The following is a 25342-nucleotide window of genomic DNA, read 5'->3' on the forward strand; positions in this document are numbered from 1 at the left end:
ACCACCTATATTTTTCATGCCGAAAATACCTTTACAAAAACCTCTTCTAAGTTACTTGACTGATATTCTTTTTTAAGCTCCTCCGGTGTGTCAATAACTTTCAAAACCCCGTTAAAAATAAAGGCTACTAAATCGCATTTCTCAGCTTCATCCATATAGTGAGTAGTAACTAAAATTGTAACACCTAAAGACGCAAACTCCTTTATAATATCCCAATAAATCTTTCTTGAAATTGGATCAACACCAGCAGTAGGTTCATCTAATATAAGTAGTTTTGGTTTATGCATAACAGCACAAGCAAATGCAAGACGTTGTTTCATACCACCAGATAATGTTGAGACAAGTGATTTTTCTCTGCCTTCAAGGTTAGAAAATTTAATTAGCTCTTTCTTTTTTTCTTTTAGTTCATTATTTTTTAATCCATAGACTGAACCATAAAAATCGAGATTTTCATCAACTGTTAAATCCTCATACAAACTAAACTTTTGTGATACATAGCCAATATTTTTCTTTACTTCTTCAGCTTTTTTTAAAACATCTATCCCAAGCACCTCAACCTCTCCAGAAGTTGGTGATAAAACTCCGCATAGTATCTTTATAGTTGTAGTTTTACCTGAACCGTTTGGTCCTAAAAGAGCAAAAATAGAACCTTTAGGAACAGAGAATGTGATATTATTAACTGCTGTAAAATTGCCAAATTTCTTTATAAGCCCTTTAACCTTTATAGCTTCCTCCATAGTTTAAACCTCCTAATAGATGGTAACGTCAACTATCATTCCAGGCTTAACATATTGCTGATTTTTTATAATCTTTATCTTTACCATAAAAACAACCTTTTGTTTATCTTCCTTTGTCTCTATATTACGTGGTGTAAATTCGCCAATATTTGCAATATATGTTACCTTTCCTAAAATCTTCTCATTAACGGTATCAGAGCTTATTTCTACTTCTTTCCCAATCTTCACTTTGCTAAGCTCACTAGATGGAAGATATACCTTTGCATAGTACTCATCTGTACCAATTGTTGATATATATGTTCCAACCCCAACAAACTGTCCTACTTCAACACCTTTTACAAGAAGATATCCATCAAATGGGGACCTAATAAATGTCTTTTCTAAGTTTAAATTTGACATTTTAAGATTCTCTTCAGCTAATTTCAATCCTTGCTCTGCTTGATTTAAATTGTACTCAGCAATTTTTGTTGAAAGATTTGATATTGATTTTTCTTCGCTTTTTATCCCTTTTTTAATTAACTGCAAGTTTTGATTTAACGAATTTATTTGATGAATGGTTGATTGATATTGAGCCTTTAAGGAATTAAGTTGTATTTTTGCCTCGTCAAGCTTTTGCTGATAATCTGGGGATTGTTTTGATAGATTATTGAGCTGTTTTACCTTATCTTCAAGAATAGAAATATTTTCTTTGATTCCTTCTTTTACAGCCTCCAATTGAGAGATATTTTCTTCAATCTGATTGAGCTGCTCTTGTTCTGGGCTTCTTGTTACACTTTTATATTTAAGATTGGATATATCAACATTTACTTTGGCAATATTTAGTAAAATCTTTGCATTATTATAGTTTATTTGAGCAATCTCTTTTTGAATCTCATAAACTGATGGGTCAATACGTGCTATTATATCCCCTTTTTTTATTTTACTTCCTTCTTCTGGTATAAACTCAACTATTCTACCTGCTACCTCAGAATTTATATCAATACTTTTCATTTCAACAGTTGATGAATATACTTGTTTTTTCTCTTGTTTACTACATGCTGATAATGAAAAAAGTAAAATTAATATTGATGAAAATAAAAATAACCTTTCAGCTTTCATAATAAATCCCTCCAAAAATCATTTAGATGATAATGATGAATTGATAATCTCATATACATATTCAAATTCTTTTTGTATATTTTCTTCTGGTATATCAAGTTGCAAGAGGTATTTTTGGATAACAATTGATACTAAAAACCCTATAATTATTCTTGTAATCCCTTTAGCTTTTTGTTTTGAAATATTGCACTTCAATATCAAAGTTTTTTCAATATTATATATAAGGTTGCAAAGCATTGGTAAAAGTTCAGACTGTAACATTTTCAAAAGCTCTTTGTTGTATTGGACCTCGATCATCAACATTTTAAGAATCTCACTATTTTTTTCTGCCATTTCAAGCCTTTCAAAAATCACAGATTTTATAAATTGCTCTAAAGGTAATTCTTTACTTTTTTCAAAGTTTTCTATTATAGGCTTAATAGCTACATTTTGTAAAAGCTCCTTAATTGATTTCCGAAAAACCTCTTTTAAAAGATCTTCCTTATTCTTGAAGTATTTAAAAATAGTTGCCTCAGAAACTCCTGCTTCATTTGCAATCATTAGTGTAGTTGTTGAGTAATATCCATTGGTTGAAATAAGTTTAATAGCAGCATTATATATTTTTTCTCGAGTAGCCTCGCTTTTTCTCAATTACAATCCCACCTCCATATATTAAGTGAGTACTTACTTACCTTTATTATATGCTATTTAATGATTGTTATCAATATATATCAAAAAAATTAATAAAATAGTATGAGAAGAGTTTTTTAGGGTTTGGATGTGAACATGTTTGAGGTAATTATATAAAGTAATGGTCTATGTTCTATAAGTTTATGATTACTGTTTGCTGGTTGACGTATTTTGATTTGTATGTGATGGGGTGTGGTTCATGCCAATCCTCTCTGTCTATTTTCATTGCAAAAGCATTGAATGATTTGTTATTTCAATAGTAAAAATCATGTTACTTAAATTTAATAAAATTGGCGGAGAGAGTGGGATTTGAACCCACGGTACCCCTTTTGGGGGTACGCACGATTTCGAGTCGTGTGCCTTAAACCTCTCGGCCATCTCTCCAATAAAATCACAAATAATATAATAGCAGAAACTTTGTAAATAGTAAATATATTAAGATTATTGGAAACTTACAATGCACTTGAGCTGATTTTGAGCTTTGTTTTCTAAATACCATTTTAGCTCTTCTAATCCGATTTTATGTGATACAATATAGCTTAAATTTAAGCTGCCACTTTCTAATAGGCTTAATGCCTTTGAGTGTGTAAACGGATTTACAAAGGAAGTATATATGTTAACATCTTTTTTGAACAATTCAAATGGATTTACCTCAACAAAAAGATTTGGTGGTGCTACACTAAATAGTAATACTTTTCCTCCTCTTTCAACCTTATCAAAAGCTAATTCTATACTCTTTTTATTGCCTGCACATTCGATAACTATATCATAAGTTTCTTCTTTATTTAGTTCCTCAGGCTTATAAACTTTAGCCCCTTGCTTTGTTGCAACATCAAACCTAAAATTATCAACCTCTACTCCACTAATACTTTTAAACCCAAATGATTTTAGAAGTTCAAGCATAATAAGACCAATAGGTCCAAGGCCTATTATTAAAGCCTTTTCATATGGCTTGGGTTCTATTTTTTCAATGCCATGTAATGAACATGCTAAAGGTTCAACTAAAGCTGCTTCTTCAAATGAGATATTTTCGAATTTATAAGCCTGTTTTTCTGGAACAATACAGTATTCAGCAAAGCCACCATTTAGGTTCACACCTAATGCTTTTAAATTTTCACAAAGATGAATCTGTCCTTTTTGACAAAATTTACAAACACCACAATTAATATTAGGGTCTATTGCAACCTTATCCCCTTCTTTAAAATAACTGCTTTTTGATTTAACAACTACACCAGCATACTCATGTCCTAATATAATTGGTGGAGTTACTTCTGCTGAACCTTTTTCACCATTGTATATATGCACATCAGTTCCACATATTCCACAACTCATTACCTTTATAAGAACTTCTCCATCATTTAAGTCTCTAACAGAAACATCTTCAATTCTAATTTCCTTCTTCCCATAAAAAACTGCTGCTTTCATTAACCAATCCCCCAAATTTATTACTCACATATATTTTATAAAATTTATAATTTAATTTCTACCAATCTAGTAGAAGTTGAATAATTTTTTTATTTACCTTCTTTCACTACTATCAGCCATTAATAAATAAAAGATTTATATAAAACTTTTCAACCCTGTGAATTTTATTTGTATGAATAAAAATTTGACCTTCATAGGACCATTAGCGACAGAGAAAACTTATCTTGCAATAGCAATAGGGTTAAATCAAAGTAATATAAATGATTTTAATGAACTTATATTGACAATAACAAATGTATATGCCCATGTTAGACATATAAAAAGAACACCTAAAAGTAAACATATACCATTAGGTGTTCTTTTTGTAAAAGCAATATACATCAACCATTCATTTTGAACAAATATAAAATCAATAAAATTTATCATAAGATTATTTTCAACTTGTATATCACAATGTTTATAAAACTGATATTTTTATTGTCTTAGCAAGTCCTTCTTCCTCTTATACTCTTCCTCACTTATTTCACCATTTGCAAACTTCTGATTCAGTAATTCCAAAGCACGGTTTGTTTCTCCATATTTTTCTTCATTTTTTCTGATTCCACTGTTTGCCAATCTTATAGCTGCATAGATAATTAAACCGATGAGTGCAAGCGGTATTAACATCAAAATCCATCCAAAAGCCATCATTCCATATCCATATCCCATCATTATAATCATTCTCCTTTCTTTTCATCAAAAGATATAACTTTTTCAAGCTGACCATGCCAGGTATGATACCAAATATCACCTGTATGGTAATTAACGCTTAGCATGCCTGCAGGTTTATTTCCTTTATTTATATGAATGGTATAATAACCGTAAAATTCATGTACCTCTCCTGGTACTGAATAATCATTGCCAAATGTCTTCTTCACATAATTATCGGCAATCTCTAACGCCTGGTTGCGGCTTATATCTTTGGTATCATTCCTATTGTAATAACTTCCCTTGTATATCGACCGCATCATTCCCATCATGCCGAACCGTCCATTACCATGCATTCCATATTTCTCATTCCACATCATATTTGGGCCATATTCCGGATAAATATACCCTGTATATGGATTAACAAGCAGCTCAATAGCCCCTTTTCCTGTGTCGCTCTCAACAACTGATACGTAGTAATCACTGTCTTTATATAAAAAAATATCTGAAATCTTCATATTGCTTCCATAATTATTTTGCAAGTACCTATTAACATTTTCAGTAATTTGATTTACTGAAAGCTTATCTTTCCCTTCGATTCTCTGTACATATCCATTAAACCATCCATTCATCATTCTTGCACCATAATACCCAAAACTGTTGCTTCCAGTCTTTATTACCTCTGTAATCCAGATAGAATAACCTATAAGCATAATTACAGAAACTATAAGAACAATAGTCCATAACAACCTGTTTCTTTTCATTTCATCACCTTCTTTCATATAATTTTTCTGATTATCTGTGCCCAATTCGTTTTCATGGTTGTATTCCTAAAAGCTGTTACCTGAAAAGTTTGCCATCATATCACTGCCATATCCAGGCATGTAACTCTGATTTTCTCCTTCTCTATTGTTTGTACCACCACAATGTCCTTCAAAACCATTCTTTTCATGATATTTTTCCATATCATTTAAATGTTTATTCCATTCATTAGTCTCTTCCTTTGTAATTTTACCATTATCCTGTGCCTGTTGGATCCAACTTCTCATGGCATCAAACATGGACCTTATAGCACTTTTATCTCCTTGTTCCCGGTTATCTTTTGCAAATACAACAAATGCACTTATTGAAGTAATCGCTATCGCTACTGCTAGGATAATCATGATTTTTCTCTTCATAATAAAAACCTCCATTAATTATTTCTTAATTTCATTTTAATAAATAAAAAAGGAGAACTAATGGAGAAAATATGAAGAAGTTATGGAGATTTTAGAAATTATTTTTGAAGAAAAATGTAAGTTTTAACACAAAAGATTTTATTATTAACTCAATTAATTTTCCATTATAATGGCAAATTTACGAAAGACTCATAAATTCAATAATTACTTTTGTTCCCTTTCCCTCTTCACTTTCAATCCTTATTCTTCCACCATGTGCTTCAACAAGTGCTCTAGCAATGGTAAGTCCAATTCCTGTTCCTCCTGTTCCACGGTTTCTTGATAGGTCACTTCTGTAAAATCTTTCAAATACGTGCTTAATATCTTCCTTAGGAATGCCAATTCCGGTATCCTCAACAATAACCTTTATTACATCTTTCATTTGTTTCAAGCTAACTAATATTTTCCCATTTTCATTTGTGTATTTATATGCGTTGGATAATATATTGACAAAAACTTGATTTAAGCGGTCTGCATCGCCTGATAGTTTTATATCATTCTGAATATCTTTTTGAAGATGAATGTTTTTGCTTATAAACAGCGGCTCGAAACTTTCCACAACGCTGTTAAGCAGTATAGACAGGTTAACCTCTTTTTTATTGAGTTTGATTTCATCACTTTCCATAATGGAAAGGTCAGAAAGGTCTTTAATCAGTTTAGTTAACCTGGTTATCTCATCATGGATAATAGAAAGCTTTTCAGGATTTGGTTCCCATACACCATCCATAAAAGCTTCGATATGACTCTGAATGGTAGCAAGTGGGGTTCTCAATTCATGAGCAATATCTGAAGTCAGCCTTTTTCTTAATGAATCCTGGTATTCCAGCTTTTCAGCAAGTTCTTTTATCGACACTGATAAGTCGTGCAATTCAAAAGTATTCGTTCTAACTTCATTTAGTTTTTTATATTCTCCATACTCAATCAATTTAGCATTTTCTTTTATTAGGTAAATAGGCTGCAGAAATTTTCTTGAAATATGTGTACTTGATAAAATAGCAATTATTACAGAAAAAAGAAAAGCCACAGCAAAAACAGTATTGATTGTACTCAAAAACTGCTTATCCTCAAGGGATGAAATAATGCTTTTAGGTCGTCCAATATCAATGGTTCCAATCTGACTACCTTTATATCTGAAAGGGTAGCTTCTGAAAGTAAGATTATTAGCATTGACATCATTACCCATCATCATACCATACATATTATTAGAGGTATTACTACTCCAAATGATATTATTCTGCATATCTTTTAACCGTATTGTAACAGATTCGCTAAATGCATAATGCATAATGTTCATAAGTGACTGTGAATCTAGTCGATTGTTATCACTATATACCTGTTCGACATATTGAACAACCTTCAAATCGTCTTTACTTCTGGTTTCTTTGATATATTGGGAAAAGAAGAGATTTATGCTGATATTTGAAATAATTGTTACAAATGCAATAGATATCATAGTTACAAAAACGAAATATTTACATAATTGTCTACTTATTTTAATCATCCTATACACCCTCAAACTTATACCCGATACCGTATACTGTTACAATATATTTAGGTTCCTTGATATCATCCTCAATTTTTTGCCGCAGATTTTTAATATGTGTATCAACAGTACGGTCATAACCTTCAAAATCGTAACCTAGAGCAAGACTTATAAGCTGACTTCTTGTAAACACCTTTTGCGGATTTTGTGCAAGAGTCAATAGTATCTTAAACTCATTAGGTGTCAAATTGATAATTTTCCCTGCTTTTTTGACAGTATGGCTAGGAATATCTATATACAAATCACCATCATTGAACTCTAAAACATCGGATATCATCGAATTACCTTTAGTTCTTCTTAGAATAGCTCTCACTCTACCTACAAGCTCCCTCGGACTAAAGGGTTTTGTCAGATAATCATCTGCCCCGATGTATAACCCAGTAACCTTATCCTCTTCACTGCTCTTTGCAGTAAGCATCAAAATAGGCACATCTGATTCCTTTCTGATCAGTTTGCATATTTCTTCACCAGATATATCCGGAAGCATTAAATCTAAAATAACAAAATCGGGTTGCACCTCATGAAAGAGTTCAATGGCTTTATTACCACGATCTGCAGTATAAACCTCATAGGATTCAAGGACAAGGTAATCCTTTACTACTTGCAGAATATTAATTTCATCATCAACAACCAGTATTTTCTCATTCATACTTTGTTTCCCCTTTTTGTTTCATAAACTATATACAACAATAGAAATTATTTTATAATATCAGTGTAATATATTTATACCCTTTATAAAGGATATCTTACCTTGAGATTCATAATAATGCTTCCTCTTTGTTCACATTCCATAAATCAAATTGAATTTAGGAATAATAACTATAATAAGCAACACCAATTACCATAAGTCAGGAATTTAAAAATTATTGTTTATCGGATTGATAGGCCTTTTTCACCATTTGCTGATGCTCCTCATCTACTCTATTGGTGCCATGAGTTCTGCTGTTTAAAAAATGAATATCAAAATGTCCATCCATTTTATTACCTTTTATTGCATCCAGATTTTCGCCTTTCCCATAACCTCCGCTACGGTTTTCAACAATTATACCTGCAGGCTTATCATCCCTTCCGGCATGTGGCATGGCTGTTATGGACGCTGCTAGTTTATATCCATCAATCTCTACAATTACAGCTCTTCTCTTCCAGTTCCATTCCCCACCTGCAATTTTCTTTAATATAGCAGTATCTTCAGCCGTTACTGTTTCAACATCAGCATGGTTTGTACCGAAAGTCCTTCTCACCATTACACTCATGCCTGTATCCAAATCGATTACTTTAGCAATGTCACCTATTCTAAAGATTTTACTTACCTTTTCAAACCACGGTAAAAGAACAATATCATTTTTTCGCTGCATACCCCCACGGGAAACTCCTCCCCTAGAAACAGTTAAAGTTCTTTTTATCAATTCATTTATTTTCCAAAGTGTCTGGCTTCCTGCAACACCATCTGCAACTAAATTGTTGAGCTTTTGAAAATTCTTCACTGCAGATTCTGTACTACTACCAAAATATCCAGTAGGTGTATACTTAAAATATCCTAAACTCTTTAGCTTAAGTTGTAACATCTTGACTTCCTTACTTTCCATCCCCTTTTTCAAAACCATGCCTTTTGCGTAGACATAACTGATTTGTATGTATAATATTATAAACAAAAATAATAATAATTTTGCATACAGTTTTTCCCTCCGCAACAAAATGACTCTCCTCTCTTTTAATGCTTACGAGGTTAGTTGACAGGTTAGGATAAAAGAGATAATACCCCGCCATAAAGGCTTCACCTCAAAAAATTTAATCCCCCGCTTCTTGATTTATCAAGAATTCAGCAGTTTTAGTATATAACATAAATGATTTTAAAACTCAAATACAAAGTAAAACTTTCATTGCTTGTCCTTCTCTACATTCCTATAGTACTCTTGAAAGGAATGAATTTATAAAATAACTCAGTTACTAAAGTAATCCTGTTAAAAAGCAGTAAAATTCCAAACAACAAAAGTATCGCCCCTACTATATATGATATAACCATATGGTATTTCAAAATTTTCTTTATCACGCCAATTGATTTTCCATATGCTATTCCAATCAAAAGATATGGTATTGCAAGCCCCATTGAAAAAAAGAACATTACTACCATTCCTGCGTATGAAGTACCCATGTTTCCTGCGAATATCAGCATAGAATACAATAAAGGACCTATGCAATGTGAACAAGCAATTGCAAAAAACAATCCAACCACAAAGGTGGTGATGTAACTAGCTGAAGCATTCACTTTAAACTTGTCAAATAGATCTTCCAATAATTTTATTCTGAAGGAAATTGCTTTAAACAGACCAAATAATTTAAGTGCTAGAAAAATCACAGTGATTCCACCAACAGTATTGAATATGACAGTATTTTCTTTTATAAAACCCAAAATCTTACCCGAAGCAGCACCTGCAGCCGAAAATACAATGGTAAATGCAGCAATAAATAATAGTGTATTAATGATTATCTTTAATCTTATAGCATTGTTTTTATTGACTTTTTTTAGTTCATCCACAGACATACCAGTAATCAGACTGAAATACACTGTAATCATCGGTATAATGCAGGGTGATAAAAAAGAAATCAATCCAGCAAAAAAAGCCATAATAAAAATAGATGTAGCCATATAAATGCATCCCTTCTTTTCTGGGCTATACTTTACAATCTAAAAAATCCACTTCATTATCTGATAAAATAAAATATTAATATAGCTATTAATATTGTCCCAATTAATTCTCCTCATTTCCATCCTCAAGCTGGCCAACAAACAAATTATTTTCATCCTGATTTTTGTATGAATTGAGTCCTTGTTGGTTTCTTCCTTTATCATTGCGATGCATTATAAACATCATTAGAAAATGCATCAGCGGGCAAAGCAACAATACTCCAAATGATAGAATGTTTTTTATTGCAGGACTGTTAACTCGCAAGATAGGTAGTAGCAAAAGCAATACAATGGGTATGGCACAACACAATACCATCAACAACATATGCCTGCCATGACCTTTGTGCAATTCTTCATGTTTACATTGTTCTTGATTATTTTTTTCATTATAGTTCATATATTTCTCCCCCTCACTATTTTAGTCTATCTATTTCATATACATTTTCTCTCTCATTGACACCACCAATATTCTTAAACACCAGCTTGAAGGCTTTTGTATTTGGTCCAACAATAGGCCATCCCCTGAGAAGTATTTATCATAACAAGGGATAAAAATATCAAATCATATTTATCACTGGATTTTCTTACAAAGTAATATTGTAATTTTACTCTCTAGATTTTTAGCTTTGATCACTTCCAATTCTCCTTTCATTGCGGAATTCTTCAATTTCTCAAAAAATAGGCAGCTCGAAATCATATTTTTATATTAACAAATAAATTTGAAGAACCTGTGGAGAAAGCATCGAAAAAAATTAATAATAAGCACACATTAAAAAAAGTCCCAGAATAATCTGGGACTTTTTTAGTCAGCAAGAATATATACATTTACACGTCGTCTTCCATACTGTTCTGCATTTTTTTCAACAAAAACATCAATTCTATTTCCTTTTATTGCAGAGCCGGTATCTAATGCTCTTGCAAATCCATATCCTTCTACATAAAGTCTTGTTCCAAGAGGAATAACCCTTGGGTCTACTGCGACAACACCTCTTTGAACTCTGTGCCCTGTCGCTGTTTTTGCGTAATCTGGATGGCTCGGGCTTTTACCTGTATCATTAGGTGATAACTCATATGCTGTCGCAATCATACTGTAAACCTTTCTGTATCTGACAACTTCACCTCTTGAAGTTTTAAACCACCTAATTGTTCCTACTTCCACTATCTTGGAAATAGGCTTTTTTACAATCTCACTTTTCAAAAATTTCTTTGAAACTTCTTTATTATTCTCATAAGTTATTTGATAAGTTTTTTTCAATACACCTTCTTTTCCTTCTTGAACAACCATTTCTTTACCAAATTCCATTCTGTAATTTAATCTTTTCTCAACACTAAACGGTATTTTGGATTCTTCAGAAATAATTTTTTGATTAATACGAGTAATCTTAATAATTAAATTAGGCTTTAATGTTTCTGACAAAGGTAAATTTACTTTGTCGTTAGTTTCAAGTTTTATACCTGCTTTTTTAAGGGCATCCTCTACTACACCACTTGTCATTTTTATTATCTGGCTATTTTGATTATCAATAACCTTTACATCAAATGCTCTTTTGATTAATATAGACATATTTTCTTTTATTGGGTCATTTAATGAAACATTTATATAGTCATCATTTGATAAACTGATATTTTTCTCTTCCAAAAAACCTTTAACGTCACTCTTTATTGTTGAATAAAAGTATGTTTTTCCATCTAATGTAAGACTAACTTCTTTGACAATAGCCTTAGCAGTAACCGAGCCAAGCAATATTGATACAATCAAAACGAGCACAGAGGTTATGAGGAAGCTCCGAAATCTTTCCATATTCAACCTCCTATATTTTGGTAATATTTTTTTATCTTCTTAGGTATTTTATTAAAAAAAATTTATTTTGTCAAATCAGCAGATTTTTCAGTAAATTTGAGTATTATTATTTTTACATATAAAATTCTATACATATTAGACAAAAATTATACATAATTTTATTAAGTTTCGCCTAATAGTTTACCTATTGATTGTCCTGTGTGTATTCTTTTAATAGCTTGAGCAAAAAGAGGAGCAATTGATAGGATTGTCATATTGTCAAGCTTTTTTTCATTTTTTAGAGGTATTGTATTAGTGGTAATTATTTCTTTTATTGGGAGATTTCTAAGCCTTTCAATTGCAGGACCAGATAAAACAGGATGAGTGCATCCAACATATATATCCTTTATATTATATTTTATTAGTATCTCAATAGCTTGTTTCACAGAACTTGCTCTATCTATCTCATCGTCAAAAATAACTATATTTTTACCTTCAACATCTCCAATTACATGCTCTATCTCTACCTCTTGATCATTTCCTAATCTTCTTTTGTCTAACATAGCAATTGGTGCATGAAGCATTTTTGCATATCTATAAGCCTTTTTTGAACTACCAGCATCAGTAGCAACTACAACTAAATTAGGTATCTTTTTATGTGTGAGATATTCGCACAATAAATTTATAGCTGTAAGATGATCAACAGGAATTTTGAAGAATCCTTGTATTTGAGCCGAATGTAAATCACATGTAAGAATTCTATCAGCACCAGCTGCAGTAAGTAAATCAGCCACCAATCTTGCTGTTATTGGTACTCTTGGTTGATCTTTTTTGTCTGAACGGACATATGGATAATAAGGCACAACTGCTGTTACTCTTGCAGCAGAAGCACGTTTCAGTGCATCAATTGCTATTAAAAGCTCCATCAGATTTTCATCAACAGGTGGCATAGATGTTTGAATAACAAAGCAATCATCTTCTCGAACTGTTTCAAGTATTCTAATAAATTTATTATCATTATCAAATTTAATTATCTCCATTTTGCCTAAATCTGTTCCAAGTTCATTACAGATTTCTAAAGAAAAATCATATGATGTAGAACAGGCAAAAATTCTTAATCTCTTCATAAGTTTTGCCCCCTAATTTTACAGTTATTTAATACTTCTTTTTTAATAAAAGTATTTCCTTTTACAATTGATACAAAAATATAATTATTTTTTGTTAGAATTAGATATTTACTTCTTATAATAATTAAGTAGATGTAATATAATAGATTCTATATTAATAATAGTAAAGTGATTTATATGGTTAACTGTCTAAAAAATCTTGTTATTAATTATGGAATCTGGGCAATATCATTAATATTTTGTATAGAAGGATTAGGGACACCATTTCCTACACAAGTAGGATTTATAGGTGCGGTTGGGTTTATTATCTCAAATAGATATTCTATATTGTTTTTCATCTTGGTAATTACTCTTTCAAATCTAATAGGAAATATAATTATATATTTTCTACTCGGTTTTGGAAGCAAAAATATTATTAATTTTTTTGAAAGGCTATTTAAAATAAAAAAAGAATATCTATTTGATATATCAAAATTCTTTTCAAAATATGGTTTTTTTACAATCTCAGTAGCAAGGATTATTGGTATTCCTAGAACATTAGTCATCTTTTTAGCTGGTGTCACAAAAATGAGCTTTCTTACTTATATAACTTCAGCATTAATTGGAAATCTTATCTGGTCAACCTTTTATATATACTTTTTTATGTACGGATATAAATTTGGAAAATACTTATATGATAAAAATCTACAATTATTTGTAGTTGCTATATTAATACTGTTATGTATTATAATTATACTTTGGCTTGTATTAATAAAAATTGTATTAAAAAAGAAAAGAAGGGTATAATCTTACCCTTCCTGAAGCAATTCTGGTAAAGTAATATTGGATATCCCACCAGAAAGGTTTATTACCTTTCTAAATCCATTATTTTGTAATATATTTTGAACAATATTAGAGCTAACACCAGTATTGCAATAAACAATAATGTCTGTATCTTTAGGAATATCATTTAATTTTTCATATATTTCTTCAAGAGGAATATTAATAGCATTTATTATATGCTTCTTATCAAACTGTTCTTTTGTTCTTACATCTAAAATAAACAACTTGTCACCATTTTTTATCCTTTGTAAAAGCTTCTCTTGAGTGCAGTTAATCTTTTTTTGATCAATAAAGTTTGTCATCACCATTCCTACATAATGGATAGGGTCCTTTGCCGATGAAAATGGTGGAGCATACGCTAAATCAAGTTGGAACAAATCATCAACAGTAAGACCTGAATAAATTGCAGTAGCTAATACATCTATTCTCTTATCAACACCAAATTTACCAACTATTTGAGCACCAATGATCTTTCTTGAGTTTTTTTCTACAATTGCCTTAATTGTCATTCTTTCAGCACCAGGATATGCTTGTGTTATGTTATGTTTTGAAATATGTCCTACTTCTATATCAAGCCCTTCTTGCTTTGCCTTTTTTTCAGTATAACCTGTTTGTGCTACTGACATATCAAAAACCTTAAATATTGAAGTAGCCAATATTCCATTAAATTTTAAATTTCCACCAGTAGCATTCTCACCTGCAATCCTTCCCATTTTGTTAGCTGTGGAACCTAGTGGAATATATATACTTTGACCATTTAATTTAAAATATGTTTCAGCACAATCACCTGCAGCATAAATATTCTCTATGTTTGTTCTCATATATTGATCTACTTCAATAGCATCATTAATACCCGTTTTGATAGAAGCTTCCTTGGCAAGCTTTGTGTTAGGTTTGATGCCTGTTGAAATAAGAACAATGTCCGATCTAATCTTTTCATTATTATTTATAACTGCAAATCTTACTTTATCATTTTCACCTTCAAATTCAAGTATTTCAGCTTTTTTGTATATTTTTATACCACAAGATTCGAGATACTCTTCTACAAGTCTTGACATATCATCATCAAGAGATGGAGCAATATAGTCTTGCTTTTCAATTATAGTTACACTCATTCCTAATGTTTTAAAAGATTCTGCCATTTCAAGTCCAATATAGCCACCACCTACAATTAGAGCATGTAATGGCTTTTCCGAAGCTATAAAACTTTTTATTTTATCAGCATCTTGAACATTTCTTAACTTGAATATTCCTTCTTTATTTATACCTTTTATATCAGGTATAATAGGCGAAGCACCTGTAGCGATTATCAATTTGTCATAATAATCTTCAAAAACATCATTAGTTGTTAAATTTTTTACATATACTTTATTTTCCTGTGGTGAAATTTTTATTACTTCATGTAATGTTAAAATGTCAACATTGTATTTCTTAAAGTACTCTGTATCCCTTGGAACAATACTCTTTCTATCCTTAATTACACCAGAAATATAATATGCAAGACTACACCCAGAATATGATATATCAGTGTCTTTTTCATAGACAACAATTTCAGCTTTATCATCATTCCTTCTAATTTTCATTGCTGCTGTTGTTCCACCTGCAACAGCACCAATTATTACATACTTCAACTTATTAACTCCTTTCTAAAAAAGCTTTACATATATAAATATACCCAAAGTTATTATTACTTTTAATTTTTTTTAACATAATGTTCATATTTAATTAATAATTTTTGGATATTATATAATTGTAAATTAAAAATTATAAGAGAGGAGGCAAAAAATGAAAAAATCAGTTAAATTAATTTCTTTAATTGTTGCTATCTTATTATTAGTTGGTGTAACATCTGCATTTGCAAAGGGGTCTTTTGGCTTTGGTAAAATAGGAAAGTTTGGTTTCAAAGATTTTAATATAGTTTCTAAGCATGTTTATAAAAACAATGATAACCTAAAATTGAAGATTGACTTAAGAGATAAGTTAGATATGCTAAATATCACTGCTCAAGCATTGAACATGACAAAAGAAGAATTTTTAAAAGCAAGACAAAGTGGTAAAACAATTAGTGATTTACTAAAAGAAAAAAATATTTCTGAAGACACATTTAAATCAAATCTTAAGAAGTTAAGAGATGCTGCAATTGATAAATTGGTTTCTGAAGGTAAATTAACAAAAGAACAAGCACAAACATTAAAACAAAAGGATATTATAATAAAAGACTTTAATAGAGATACAGTTAATGGAAATGTTTATAAGATGCATGAAGGACCATTTGGCATTTCAGTGCAAATTGATGTTAATACCATTTTTGCAAATGCTTTAGGCATTACAAAAGACAATTTATTCCAAACTCTCAAGAATGGGAAAACACTTAATGATTTACTTAAGGAAAAAAATATAAGTTTGGATACTTTTAAAAATAAAGTTTTATCAGCATATAATAAAGAAGTAGATAATTTATTAACTAATGGAAAGATTACAAAAGCTCAAGCAGATACATTAAAACAAAAATTCCAAAATTTTATAAATAATTTTGATCCTACAAAAATACCTCCCCAAAATTTTAATAATAGATTTTTTAAAGGACATATGAGAGGACATTTTGATTTTAACATGAAAAATAACACAAATTCGACATCAAGCACTACAAATCAATTTTAAATAAAAAACCGAGGCTTTCGTCTCGGTTTTTTATTTAAAAATCGTAAAAGCATGAACCACCAATAAATTCTCTTATTATTGATTGAGGTGGAATTTCCCTTTCATCATCTATTGATAAAATGAAGCTTAAAAATTCAAGAAGTCTTTGTGCTTCTGAAAATTCCTCATCTTCCCGTGTTATTTTTTCAAGTAAAGGTGTAGCATACTTTTTTAAAACAGAAAGCTCATATATTAAAGCAGAATTAAACATAGTATGTGCGTTTTCTTGATAAGGAAATATATTTTTCTCCTCTCCTTTTCTTACTGATGACCACATTGAAATGGTTCTTTTAGCATCTGCTCCTCTTGTTCTTGCGTCACGGACAATCCTTCTGATTATTCTATAATCTGTTGTAGGAATTCTATTGTGTTTATCAAGATTTAAGTGGGTTAAAGCACTTATATATATCTTATATTTCTTTTCTTCATCAATCATGGAGGTTAATTTATTATTGAGGCCATGTATACCTTCAATAATTAATATATCGTTTTGCGTTAATCTAACATTCCTATCAAATGTCCTTTTCCTATTTTTAAAATCAAATTTAGGTAATGTAACATCATAACCATTTATAAGCTTATCAAGATGTTCATTAAAAAGAGAAACATCTATTGCTTCAATTGATTCGTAATCAGGTTTTCCTTCTTCGTCAAGAGGCGTTTTATCTTCATAGTAATAGTCATCTAAACCTATATAAATAGGATTTTTTCCATTCACTTTAAGTTGAATAGATAGTCTATGAGCAAATGTTGTTTTTCCTGATGAAGATGGTCCGGATATTAATATAATTTTTAATGAATCATTTTTTGTAATCTCATCAGCAATGTATGCTATCTTTTTTTCATGCAGAGCCTCCGATATTCTAATAAATTCCCTTATTTTACCGTCATAAATAATTTGATTTAACTCACCAATATTGCTTACATTTAAAATTTTGCCCCAGTTTTTATACTCATGAAATATATTAAAAATCTTTTTGTTTTCTGTAAATTGTTGTAATTCATATGGATGTGTTTTGTCTGGATATAATAAAACTAATCCACCTTCATATTCAATTAGGTCAAATACCTTAAGATATCCGGTAGATGGGGCAAGATGCCCATAAAAATAGTCAACATAGTTATTACAGTAATATAAATAAACTTCATCTTTATCACTAAAAATTAGCGTTCTTAGTTTATCAAAATGACCATTCATCTCAAAAATTTTAATCGCTTCATCTTTTTTTACTTTTATTCTTCTAAAATCTAAGTCCTTTTCAATCAATTCTGACATTTTTGCTTTAATTTTTTCAATATCATCCTTTGTAAGTTTTGTATTCTCGACTTCACAGTAAAGCCCTTTTGAGAGACTATGCTGGACAATAAGTGGCTGATTAAAATAAAATCTAACAGCCACGATTAATACAAATATTAAGCTCCTTCTATATATCCTCATTCCTTCTTCAGTAGATAAATCAATAAATTTTATTTTACAGTCTCTGTTTAAAATATATTTTAATTCCTTAATTTGGTTATCAACCTTTATTGCAATAATGGGGTATTTAAATTGAGGAGAAATCTCTCTTAAGTTATCTAAAACTGATGTTCCCTTTGAAAAATACTTTATAACATTTAAATCTTGAAATTCCACTTTTACTTGCTCTTTATCATTTTTTATCATTGTTTTCTTCACCTCTTTCAATTTTATGTTTTAGTTTCTCTTCATACATTCTATTATCTGCTATCTTCATAAGTTCATCAAGATTATTACTATCATCAGGATAAATAGCAATACCACAACTTACATATATTTTTTCTGGTAACTCCCGTGAAGAAATTTCCTCGATTTCATCTATTATTTTTTCTATCCTATTTTTTATTCCTTCATAAGAGCAGCTTTTAAAAAGTATTGCAAATTCATCTCCACCAAAACGTGCAGGAATATCAACCTTTCTTATACTCCTTTTTAAAACATTTGCAATTATTTTTATTGCTTTATCACCAATAGCATGTCCATAAATATCATTTAATGGCTTTAAATTATCCATATCAAAATAAGCAATACAAAACTTAAGAGCAGTTCTCTCATAATTTAATGATTCTTGAACTAATTCTTTTAAGAAGTATCTTCTATTATATAAACCAGTAAGTGGGTCAACAGAGCTTAAATTTTTTATTTTTTCAATTCTTTCTATTTGCATTATTAATGCCTTTGAAAAGTTCTTGAAAATAGTAATATTTTCAATTATATCTTTTGAAAGTTTTAATTTTTTTATGTTTGTCTTGCATAATAATAAACCTAATAATTCATCATCTTTTTCAATCTTGGCTATCAAGTACTTATCGCTGTAAATTTTCAATGCATTTTGATTAGTATTGTTATTTTGAATTATAATAGGTAATTCATAAGATTGTATTACCTCAATCTCTTTGTATTTACTTATTTTATCTAAATCAATTTCTAACACCTTTTCTAAAGGAATATCATTTTCATCAATGCTTTTATATGCTATTAATTCATATAAATTCTCATTAATATTATAATAAAATGCAATATTATCAAATATATATGAAAGATTATCATAAATAAACTCTGTTAAAATTGAAAAACTCTTTTGAAAGTTTAATTTTTCACTTAAAATTTCCTCTGAAAACACAGCTAACTTCTTTAAATTTTTATAATGCTCAACTGCAAAATTAATATATATAGTATAAAAAATATAAATATATGATATAGTTTTTAAAATTTTAGAATTAATAAATAATATATCAAGTTTCTCAAAAGATAGTTGGTAAAATATTAATGAAATACTGAATAATATAATAAAAATATAGATATTTCTTTTAAAGCTAAATCTAATGTATAAATTCCTACTTAAAAGTACAAATAATAGTATAATCATTAGCAAAACTGAAAATTTCATATAAATAAATACAGATTGATTAATTATAATATTATCAATTTTATTTGTTTTACTAATTCCATTTGTACTAATTATCCCTATTATTCCAAAACAAAGCAATAATATATTGATAAGTAATATATTATTAACTTTTACTCTTCTTTCAGTTTGATCTTTTTTAAAATAAAGTAGAGGAAAAAGTAATAAAAATACTGTCATAAAGTTTATATAATTTTCAATAAAATAAATAGATAAATATATATTTTTATTATCTATCATTAATAAATAAATAAATTGTAATATAGCAATTGATAAGAAGGATAATCCATAAAATTCTATAATTATATTTCTTGCATTTCGTTCTAACAATAAAGTTAAAATAAAGATACCAGAAAATGATATTAAATTTATAGTTTCGAATATTCTTAAATATAAATTTGTATCAAGATTCTTATTAATAAAATTAAAACATATTAGTATTTCTATTAAAATTAACAAAACCATTAATATCCATATTTTTTTTATATTATTTTTCATTTGTGCTCTCCATTTCATGCAATATTCTATACTATTTATATTCCCTTTTCTTGTTTATTTATATAAATTAAATTATAAATAAAAAAAAGAGAAAGTTGTATATCAATACTCTCTCTTTTTTGTATTATTGTATATTATTTTATATTTACAATATTAGTATTTAATAAATCCTTTACTGGGATTTTTTCATCTTGCAGTAATATGTATTCTGATAACTCAAAAACATCAAAACTCTCTTTAAAAAGATCATAAAACAGTATCTTTTTCCCTTTTAAAGTGTTTAGCCAATTTTTTAAATAATCTATGCTAACAAAATCATTTTTTAAATAACTTATATCAATTGCTAATATATTACAATCAATATTTTTATAAAAAACGTTTGTTTTAAAATTATTAATTATTTTTATTTTTTCTACCACCTCCTTACTTGAAAATATGGAAATTTCAGTAAGTTCAAAAATCTGAATAAAATAAAGTATGCTTGATATGAGATGTGACTGAGATACGTAAGGCTTTAAGAATGAAGTCAAATCTATCGTCGAGGACTTATGATCTATATTAATTGTCATAAACTCCTCAACCTCCACAATATACAAAAATGTATAATTTAATTTAAATAAATTATATTATTATTTTTTACAATAGTCAATATAATTATAATAATTTTACAGTATGTTCAATTAACATCAAAAAATTAATGGCTGTGCAACCAATTTCGATTTAGCCTTACCGGTGATATTAACAAGTCTTCAACTCAAGCCATGCTACCCTGTGGCACACATGATTTACTGCTTACCGTTGCTTCCTTCCGGACCTGGCGGGGTTCACAGCTTCATGTTGCACAGGACACAACTCTCATCATCAAAGGCTTGCCTTCAAAGCCGACAAGACTAAACCTCAAAATGGCTCTTCGATCCCGCTATAGCGGATTGCGGGTTACAGGGCACCGCTACCTCCCCATCATAGCACAGCCAAACTTTATTCTTTTTGAAGCAAGTTTTATTATACACTCAAAAAGACTTAAATTCAATGTATTTTTTTACTTGCCATTTGCTGTTGTTAGCCAAATATCAGCAAGCTCCAAAGCTTTATAAAGATTTTCAGCTTCAGCTTTTTTAACAATTCTTTCTTTTATAGTTAGGTTAGGATTATTATGCTGTAGCTCAACTACTAATGGTGAAGAAACCTTTATACCTTTATATTCCTCTGTACCTATTATTTTAAATACAGTAATAAATTTATCAGTAGGTCTTCCATAATGAATAAAGTTATTTCTTTTAGTTATTTCTCGCCCTTTATATTTTAATGTTTCAGGTAATTTCATTATTATCACTCCTAAAAACCTGATATACCATAAAAGATATATTACAGTATATTATAATAAATTGCAAGTATTTTAGTTTATTACCTTCCTTTTGTTAATAAGCCTTTCTCTTATCTCATGAGTAATATCAATATTATAAGGCTCTTTTAGTAATAAAAGCATTGCATCACCTTTTTTTAATAACTTCATTGCTTGTCCCATTAATATTAAAATATCATTAAAATTATTAATCTTCTTTGATATAACATGGATACTATTATCAACAATTAATTTGTCCCTTTCATCGCAAACGCAGATTATATTTTGTATCCCAATATTTGTTAGTGCATTTATAATATATTGTATAACATTATTATCTAAAATTGAATCAATACATACTTTAATACCATTTATATCAAAAATATTGAATTTACCTGGATTCTGATGTGAATCATTTCTATATTCCTTTATATATTTTGAAATAATCTCAATATCAACACCATAAAAATATAATGCTGCTACAGCTTGTAATATATTATCAACTGCAAAATTTATTCTCCCGTTATATGAATATGGAATTTGTTCTATTTGACATAAATTATATCTATTTTCATTTTCATATATAATTATCTCATCATTATCAATAAAAACACATGGTCTTTTATTTCCAATCCATGCCTTTATATCAGGATGATTTTTATCTCTTGAAGTTAATACAAAGGTTGCATTATTGTCATTTGCAATATAATAATTTTTATATATATCATCGGCTGATAGAATGACATATCCATTTTCTTTAACACTTTTTATTATTAACTTCTGTACTTTTAATGCTTCATCATCATTTATTTTTGTATTAGTTAAAATAACAATATTTGATAAAAAGTCAATTTCGTTAATTTCTTTATTGGGCTTAATCTCAAGTAATTTTATATCACTATTATCATTTAAAAGCTTTGTATATAAACTCTGAATATCACTTGTAATTGATACATTTAATCCAACTCTTTTTAGTATATAATTTATTATACTTAACGTTGTGCTCTTTCCATATTGTCCTGTTGCAGTAATTATTGGTATTGATGGATTTGGCATTTTTTCGAAATATATGTCAAGAATATTCCCAAAAACATCAACATTACAATTTTGTTGAAATAATCTTAAGTCGGTATCTAATTCTACATTTATAATATAACTTCCTATTATTTTTGCATTTATTGAAATGTCCTCAGATATATAATCAATTACAGCAATATTTAATCCCATCTTATCAACAACATCACAGAAAAGATGCTGATTTTGTGGATGTACCTTATCGGTAACATCTTCTATCATAAACAAACCATTCTTTATATTATTTACTTCTCTTAAATAAACTTTAAAATCTTTTGGTAAAACACTGTCTAATGTAAACCCTTGTTTTAATATTGTTTTTTGAACTAATTTATCCTCCTTATCCTTATCTTCTAATAAATCTATTATCTTGTATTTACCATTTCCAATAATATGTGGTGGTGATATCTTAATTGCTGATACAACCTTATTATTCATAACAAGAATCTTGTATGCACTGCCATTTATGAATCTTTCAACTAATACCTTATTATCCTCTTTCTTAATTTGGTTATAATATTCAATCGCTTGATTTAATGTTCTAATATTTAAATAAATTAATGGCTTATGTGAAGTACTTTTAATTGCTAAGGGAAAACCTAATTCTTTAATAGCTTCTTCAAATTGTTCTGATGTATAAACAACTCTCCATGGTGGTGTAGGAAAATTAAATGCTTTTAGCATTTCTTTTTGTGTTTCTCTATTGCTACAAATCATATACCTTGATATATCTACATCTGAATTAAAGCCATAAAATACTTTAGAATATTTACCTTCTCCTAATATGCATATATCACTTTCACCTATCCTCTGAAATCTTATTCCTCGCTTTTGGCAGGCATTTTTTAATAGTCTCATATTTGGTGACATTTCAGTTTCAATTGTCAGTCTTTTCAATGGGGTAATAGTTTGATTTAAGTCAAAATTCTTTTTATTTATATAATTTAAGCACTGCAATATTACCTCTTTAATAATTCTTTTGTTGTCATGTTCAATCATTATCTCGAAAAGATTATCAACTTCTTGAATAGAAGAAAATTCAACAAGATTATAACCAATAGCTTTTTGAAGTTCTATTGCTTTATTAGCAAAAGTTGTTGCTTCATGTAAGTTACATTTAGCAAGTATATATGCTATTTTTTTGTTGCTATATATATTGGGTGCTGAAAAAATTTTCATATCAATTATCTCCATTGTCTCCCACCTGATTATTGTTCAATTTCTATATAAGTATTATTGCCTTTATAAGCATATAAATACATATAAATAAAAAAAATAGGGAAAGTTTTCTACTTCCCCCTTTTAATTTCAAAATATTATTTTGTTTGTTCTTTTTTCTTTTGAGCAATAAGGTTTTCAGCAGCTTTTTGGACATGTTGTCTCATAAATAATTCAGCATTATCAGGATTTCTTTCAATGATAGCGTTATAAATCTGTCTGTGTTCCTCTAATGCTGTTTCTAACCTTCCTGGAGTTTCAAAAGAAGTTGTTCTTGCTCTTAAAATATATCCATGAAAGGTTGAAAGAACATGCTCTAAAACCTTGCTTTTTGACGCTTTATAAATAAGTTCATGAAACCTTGAATCAGTTTTCATAACCTTAGCTATATCCTTTCTTTGCGTATAAAGCTCCATTAAAGTAAATATTTCAGCTAACTCATCTTCCTCATCTTTTGTAATCTTTATAGCAGCCCATCTAGCAGCAAGCCCATCGAGAAGCATTCTGATTGTATATATATCCTCAATATCTTGTGCTGTAACCCCTGCAACAATAGCACCTTTATGAGGAATTGTATAAACCAGGCCTTCAAGTTCAAGCTGTCTTATTGCTTCCCTAATTGGTGTTCTTGACACACCTAATTCTTCTGATAATTTTGTTTCAATAAGTGAATCGCCTGGTTTCAAAAGCCCCATAAGTATCTTTTCTTTTACCACATCGAATACCTTTTCATGTAGTGGTGAATACCTATCATCAAGGTTTAATTTTTCAAATTTCATAAAATCACCTTCTTAGCTCATTGCCCCAATAACAGCCTTTGCAAATTCAATAGTTCCTGTGGAACCACCTAAATCATAAGTTACTTCTTTTCCTTCTTTTAAGACTTTTGCAACTGCATCTTCAACCCTCTTTGCTGCTTCCATCTCACCTAAATATTTTAACATCATTACACCAGAAAGTATAGTAGCTGTTGGGTTAGCTAAATTTTGTCCTGCTCTTTTTGGAGCTGATCCATGTATTGGCTCAAATACTGCTCCATCTTCTCCAATGTTAGCTCCTGGTGCAACTCCTAAGCCTCCTACAAGCCCAGCAGCTAGATCAGAAAGAATATCCCCATAAAGATTTGGCATAACTAAAACATCATAGTTTTCAGGTGTTTGAACTAATTTCATGCTCATAGCATCAACAATCATATCTTCAAATTGTATATCTGGATATTCACTTGCTACCTTTCTTGCTGATTCTAAGAAAAGTCCATCTGAATACTTCATAATATTTGCTTTATGAACTGCTGTTACCTTTTTTCTTCCTTCCCTTTTTGCAAGTTCAAAAGCATACCTTACAATTCTTTCACTTGCTTTTCTTGTTATAATCTTTATACTTTCTGCAGCATCTTCTCCTACCATATGTTCAATTCCTGCATAAAGGTCTTCTGTATTTTCTCTTACAATTACAAGATCAATTCCTGTGTATCTTGATGGTATCCCTTCATAAGTCTTAACAGGTCTAACATTTGCATATAATTGTAATGCTTGTCTTAGTGCAACATTAACGCTTCTAAAACCAGTACCAACTGGTGTTGTGATAGGCCCTTTTAATGCAACTTTATTCTTCTTAACGCTTTCAATAACATGGTCAGGTAGTGGTGTTCCATACTTTTCAATACATTTTTCACCTGCTTCAACAACTTCCCAATCAAATTTAACACCACTTGCATCCAAAACCATTCTTGCTGCTTCTGTAACTTCTGGTCCTATTCCATCACCTGGTATTAAAGTAATTTTTCTCATATTAC

General features: G+C 29.5%; 25 protein-coding genes, 1 tRNA gene, 1 other RNA gene and 1 riboswitch. Of the genes, 3 read left to right on the plus strand and 24 right to left on the minus strand.

What is annotated here, in order from left to right:
- Positions 1–14: 14 nt before the first annotated feature.
- The 5 genes from ACAG39_06240 to ACAG39_06260 all read right to left on the minus strand — a co-directional run bounded on the left by ACAG39_06240 (position 15) and on the right by ACAG39_06260 (position 3929).
- Positions 15–737: an ABC transporter ATP-binding protein gene (locus ACAG39_06240; protein MEZ0536839.1), complete on the minus strand. Its 723-nt coding sequence runs from the start codon at positions 735–737 to the stop codon at positions 15–17.
- A 12-nt stretch (positions 738–749) separates the two neighbouring features.
- Positions 750–1835, minus strand: coding sequence for an HlyD family secretion protein (locus ACAG39_06245; protein ID MEZ0536840.1), 1086 nt, complete (start codon positions 1833–1835; stop codon positions 750–752).
- 18 nt (positions 1836–1853) lie between these two features.
- Positions 1854–2465: a TetR/AcrR family transcriptional regulator gene (locus ACAG39_06250; protein MEZ0536841.1), complete on the minus strand. Its 612-nt coding sequence runs from the start codon at positions 2463–2465 to the stop codon at positions 1854–1856.
- Positions 2466–2795: 330 nt separating this feature from the next.
- Positions 2796–2888: transfer RNA gene (locus ACAG39_06255), tRNA-Ser, on the minus strand.
- A gap of 57 nt (positions 2889–2945) precedes the next feature.
- Positions 2946–3929, minus strand: coding sequence for a zinc-dependent alcohol dehydrogenase family protein (locus ACAG39_06260; GenBank protein MEZ0536842.1), 984 nt, complete (start codon positions 3927–3929; stop codon positions 2946–2948).
- Between the two features lie 172 nt (positions 3930–4101).
- Here ACAG39_06260 and ACAG39_06265 point away from each other — a divergent pair, with 172 nt between their 5' ends.
- The gene (locus ACAG39_06265; GenBank protein MEZ0536843.1) at positions 4102–4326 is read left to right on the plus strand and encodes a hypothetical protein; all 225 of its coding nucleotides are present in this window, start codon (positions 4102–4104) and stop codon (positions 4324–4326) included.
- A 77-nt stretch (positions 4327–4403) separates the two neighbouring features.
- On the opposite strand, the gene ACAG39_06270 is transcribed toward ACAG39_06265, so the two are convergent.
- From ACAG39_06270 to ACAG39_06315, 10 genes are all read right to left on the minus strand, one after another.
- Complete coding sequence (locus tag ACAG39_06270; GenBank protein ID MEZ0536844.1) at positions 4404–4640, minus strand: SHOCT domain-containing protein; 237 nt, start codon at positions 4638–4640, stop codon at positions 4404–4406.
- 5 nt (positions 4641–4645) lie between these two features.
- Positions 4646–5380: a PepSY domain-containing protein gene (locus tag ACAG39_06275; GenBank protein ID MEZ0536845.1), complete on the minus strand. Its 735-nt coding sequence runs from the start codon at positions 5378–5380 to the stop codon at positions 4646–4648.
- 66 nt (positions 5381–5446) lie between these two features.
- Positions 5447–5794 (minus strand): hypothetical protein, encoded by a 348-nt coding sequence (locus ACAG39_06280; GenBank protein MEZ0536846.1) that lies wholly within the window; start codon positions 5792–5794, stop codon positions 5447–5449.
- 178 nt (positions 5795–5972) lie between these two features.
- Positions 5973–7334, minus strand: coding sequence for a sensor histidine kinase (locus tag ACAG39_06285; protein MEZ0536847.1), 1362 nt, complete (start codon positions 7332–7334; stop codon positions 5973–5975).
- Position 7335: 1 nt separating this feature from the next.
- Positions 7336–8025 (minus strand): response regulator, encoded by a 690-nt coding sequence (locus ACAG39_06290; protein MEZ0536848.1) that lies wholly within the window; start codon positions 8023–8025, stop codon positions 7336–7338.
- A 214-nt stretch (positions 8026–8239) separates the two neighbouring features.
- Positions 8240–9067, minus strand: a complete 828-nt coding sequence (locus ACAG39_06295; GenBank protein ID MEZ0536849.1) for a peptidoglycan-binding protein — start codon at positions 9065–9067, stop codon at positions 8240–8242.
- Between the two features lie 8 nt (positions 9068–9075).
- Positions 9076–9211, minus strand: a riboswitch (cyclic di-AMP (ydaO/yuaA leader).
- A gap of 59 nt (positions 9212–9270) precedes the next feature.
- Positions 9271–10023 (minus strand): cytochrome c biogenesis CcdA family protein, encoded by a 753-nt coding sequence (locus tag ACAG39_06300; protein ID MEZ0536850.1) that lies wholly within the window; start codon positions 10021–10023, stop codon positions 9271–9273.
- 103 nt (positions 10024–10126) lie between these two features.
- Positions 10127–10459, minus strand: a complete 333-nt coding sequence (locus ACAG39_06305) for a hypothetical protein (protein ID MEZ0536851.1) — start codon at positions 10457–10459, stop codon at positions 10127–10129.
- 405 nt (positions 10460–10864) lie between these two features.
- Complete coding sequence (locus tag ACAG39_06310; GenBank protein MEZ0536852.1) at positions 10865–11863, minus strand: G5 domain-containing protein; 999 nt, start codon at positions 11861–11863, stop codon at positions 10865–10867.
- A gap of 161 nt (positions 11864–12024) precedes the next feature.
- On the minus strand, positions 12025–12969 hold the full coding sequence (locus ACAG39_06315) for a ribose-phosphate diphosphokinase (GenBank protein MEZ0536853.1): 945 nt from the start codon (positions 12967–12969) through the stop codon (positions 12025–12027).
- 177 nt (positions 12970–13146) lie between these two features.
- Between ACAG39_06315 and ACAG39_06320 the strand changes: the two genes are divergently transcribed.
- Positions 13147–13755: a DedA family protein gene (locus tag ACAG39_06320; protein MEZ0536854.1), complete on the plus strand. Its 609-nt coding sequence runs from the start codon at positions 13147–13149 to the stop codon at positions 13753–13755.
- A gap of 2 nt (positions 13756–13757) precedes the next feature.
- Here the strand turns inward: ACAG39_06320 and ACAG39_06325 are convergent, their stop codons facing one another.
- Positions 13758–15422, minus strand: coding sequence for an FAD-dependent oxidoreductase (locus tag ACAG39_06325; protein ID MEZ0536855.1), 1665 nt, complete (start codon positions 15420–15422; stop codon positions 13758–13760).
- Between the two features lie 154 nt (positions 15423–15576).
- Here ACAG39_06325 and ACAG39_06330 point away from each other — a divergent pair, with 154 nt between their 5' ends.
- A complete protein-coding gene (locus tag ACAG39_06330; protein MEZ0536856.1) occupies positions 15577–16452 on the plus strand; it encodes a hypothetical protein in 876 nt (291 codons plus the stop codon).
- 34 nt (positions 16453–16486) lie between these two features.
- Here the strand turns inward: ACAG39_06330 and ACAG39_06335 are convergent, their stop codons facing one another.
- The 8 genes from ACAG39_06335 to ACAG39_06370 all read right to left on the minus strand — a co-directional run bounded on the left by ACAG39_06335 (position 16487) and on the right by ACAG39_06370 (position 25337).
- Entirely contained in the window at positions 16487–18154 is a 1668-nt protein-coding gene (locus tag ACAG39_06335) for a nucleoside kinase (protein MEZ0536857.1), read from the minus strand.
- Positions 18141–19913, minus strand: a complete 1773-nt coding sequence (locus tag ACAG39_06340; protein ID MEZ0536858.1) for a GGDEF domain-containing protein — start codon at positions 19911–19913, stop codon at positions 18141–18143. Before ACAG39_06340 ends, ACAG39_06335 begins: the two co-directional genes overlap by 14 nt.
- A 134-nt stretch (positions 19914–20047) precedes the next feature.
- Positions 20048–20482, minus strand: coding sequence for a hypothetical protein (locus tag ACAG39_06345; protein ID MEZ0536859.1), 435 nt, complete (start codon positions 20480–20482; stop codon positions 20048–20050).
- Positions 20483–20614: 132 nt separating this feature from the next.
- An RNA gene (ffs, locus tag ACAG39_06350) (signal recognition particle sRNA large type) lies at positions 20615–20884 on the minus strand.
- Between the two features lie 68 nt (positions 20885–20952).
- On the minus strand, positions 20953–21237 hold the full coding sequence (locus tag ACAG39_06355; protein ID MEZ0536860.1) for a hypothetical protein: 285 nt from the start codon (positions 21235–21237) through the stop codon (positions 20953–20955).
- A gap of 72 nt (positions 21238–21309) precedes the next feature.
- Complete coding sequence (locus tag ACAG39_06360) at positions 21310–23523, minus strand: Mur ligase (GenBank protein MEZ0536861.1); 2214 nt, start codon at positions 23521–23523, stop codon at positions 21310–21312.
- Positions 23524–23645: 122 nt separating this feature from the next.
- Entirely contained in the window at positions 23646–24326 is a 681-nt protein-coding gene (locus tag ACAG39_06365) for a GntR family transcriptional regulator (GenBank protein ID MEZ0536862.1), read from the minus strand.
- Positions 24327–24338: 12 nt separating this feature from the next.
- Positions 24339–25337, minus strand: coding sequence for an isocitrate/isopropylmalate dehydrogenase family protein (locus tag ACAG39_06370; GenBank protein ID MEZ0536863.1), 999 nt, complete (start codon positions 25335–25337; stop codon positions 24339–24341).
- Between the last annotated feature and the right edge of the window lie 5 nt (positions 25338–25342).

It is taken from the genome of Caldicellulosiruptoraceae bacterium PP1, from assembly GCA_041320695.1.
In the GTDB taxonomy this organism is placed as follows: domain Bacteria; phylum Bacillota; class Thermoanaerobacteria; order Caldicellulosiruptorales; family Caldicellulosiruptoraceae; genus JBGGOQ01.

Excerpts from the sequence above, each read along its gene's own strand:
- ACAG39_06240 (MEZ0536839.1), bottom strand. The coding sequence starts at position 737 with ATGGAGGAAGCTATAAAGGTTAAAGGGCTTATAAAGAAATTTGGCAAT.
- ACAG39_06245 (MEZ0536840.1), bottom strand. The coding sequence starts at position 1,835 with ATGAAAGCTGAAAGGTTATTTTTATTTTCATCAATATTAATTTTACTT.
- ACAG39_06260 (MEZ0536842.1), bottom strand. The coding sequence starts at position 3,929 with ATGAAAGCAGCAGTTTTTTATGGGAAGAAGGAAATTAGAATTGAAGAT.
- ACAG39_06265 (MEZ0536843.1), top strand. The coding sequence starts at position 4,102 with ATGAATAAAAATTTGACCTTCATAGGACCATTAGCGACAGAGAAAACT.
- ACAG39_06270 (MEZ0536844.1), bottom strand. The coding sequence starts at position 4,640 with ATGATGGGATATGGATATGGAATGATGGCTTTTGGATGGATTTTGATG.
- ACAG39_06275 (MEZ0536845.1), bottom strand. The coding sequence starts at position 5,380 with ATGAAAAGAAACAGGTTGTTATGGACTATTGTTCTTATAGTTTCTGTA.
- ACAG39_06280 (MEZ0536846.1), bottom strand. The coding sequence starts at position 5,794 with ATGAAGAGAAAAATCATGATTATCCTAGCAGTAGCGATAGCGATTACT.
- ACAG39_06285 (MEZ0536847.1), bottom strand. The coding sequence starts at position 7,334 with ATGATTAAAATAAGTAGACAATTATGTAAATATTTCGTTTTTGTAACT.
- ACAG39_06290 (MEZ0536848.1), bottom strand. The coding sequence starts at position 8,025 with ATGAATGAGAAAATACTGGTTGTTGATGATGAAATTAATATTCTGCAA.
- ACAG39_06300 (MEZ0536850.1), bottom strand. The coding sequence starts at position 10,023 with ATGGCTACATCTATTTTTATTATGGCTTTTTTTGCTGGATTGATTTCT.
- ACAG39_06305 (MEZ0536851.1), bottom strand. The coding sequence starts at position 10,459 with ATGAACTATAATGAAAAAAATAATCAAGAACAATGTAAACATGAAGAA.
- ACAG39_06310 (MEZ0536852.1), bottom strand. The coding sequence starts at position 11,863 with ATGGAAAGATTTCGGAGCTTCCTCATAACCTCTGTGCTCGTTTTGATT.
- ACAG39_06315 (MEZ0536853.1), bottom strand. The coding sequence starts at position 12,969 with ATGAAGAGATTAAGAATTTTTGCCTGTTCTACATCATATGATTTTTCT.
- ACAG39_06320 (MEZ0536854.1), top strand. The coding sequence starts at position 13,147 with ATGGTTAACTGTCTAAAAAATCTTGTTATTAATTATGGAATCTGGGCA.
- ACAG39_06330 (MEZ0536856.1), top strand. The coding sequence starts at position 15,577 with ATGAAAAAATCAGTTAAATTAATTTCTTTAATTGTTGCTATCTTATTA.
- ACAG39_06335 (MEZ0536857.1), bottom strand. The coding sequence starts at position 18,154 with ATGATAAAAAATGATAAAGAGCAAGTAAAAGTGGAATTTCAAGATTTA.
- ACAG39_06340 (MEZ0536858.1), bottom strand. The coding sequence starts at position 19,913 with ATGAAAAATAATATAAAAAAAATATGGATATTAATGGTTTTGTTAATT.
- ACAG39_06345 (MEZ0536859.1), bottom strand. The coding sequence starts at position 20,482 with ATGACAATTAATATAGATCATAAGTCCTCGACGATAGATTTGACTTCA.
- ACAG39_06355 (MEZ0536860.1), bottom strand. The coding sequence starts at position 21,237 with ATGAAATTACCTGAAACATTAAAATATAAAGGGCGAGAAATAACTAAA.
- ACAG39_06360 (MEZ0536861.1), bottom strand. The coding sequence starts at position 23,523 with ATGGAGATAATTGATATGAAAATTTTTTCAGCACCCAATATATATAGC.
- ACAG39_06365 (MEZ0536862.1), bottom strand. The coding sequence starts at position 24,326 with ATGAAATTTGAAAAATTAAACCTTGATGATAGGTATTCACCACTACAT.
- ACAG39_06370 (MEZ0536863.1), bottom strand. The coding sequence starts at position 25,337 with ATGAGAAAAATTACTTTAATACCAGGTGATGGAATAGGACCAGAAGTT.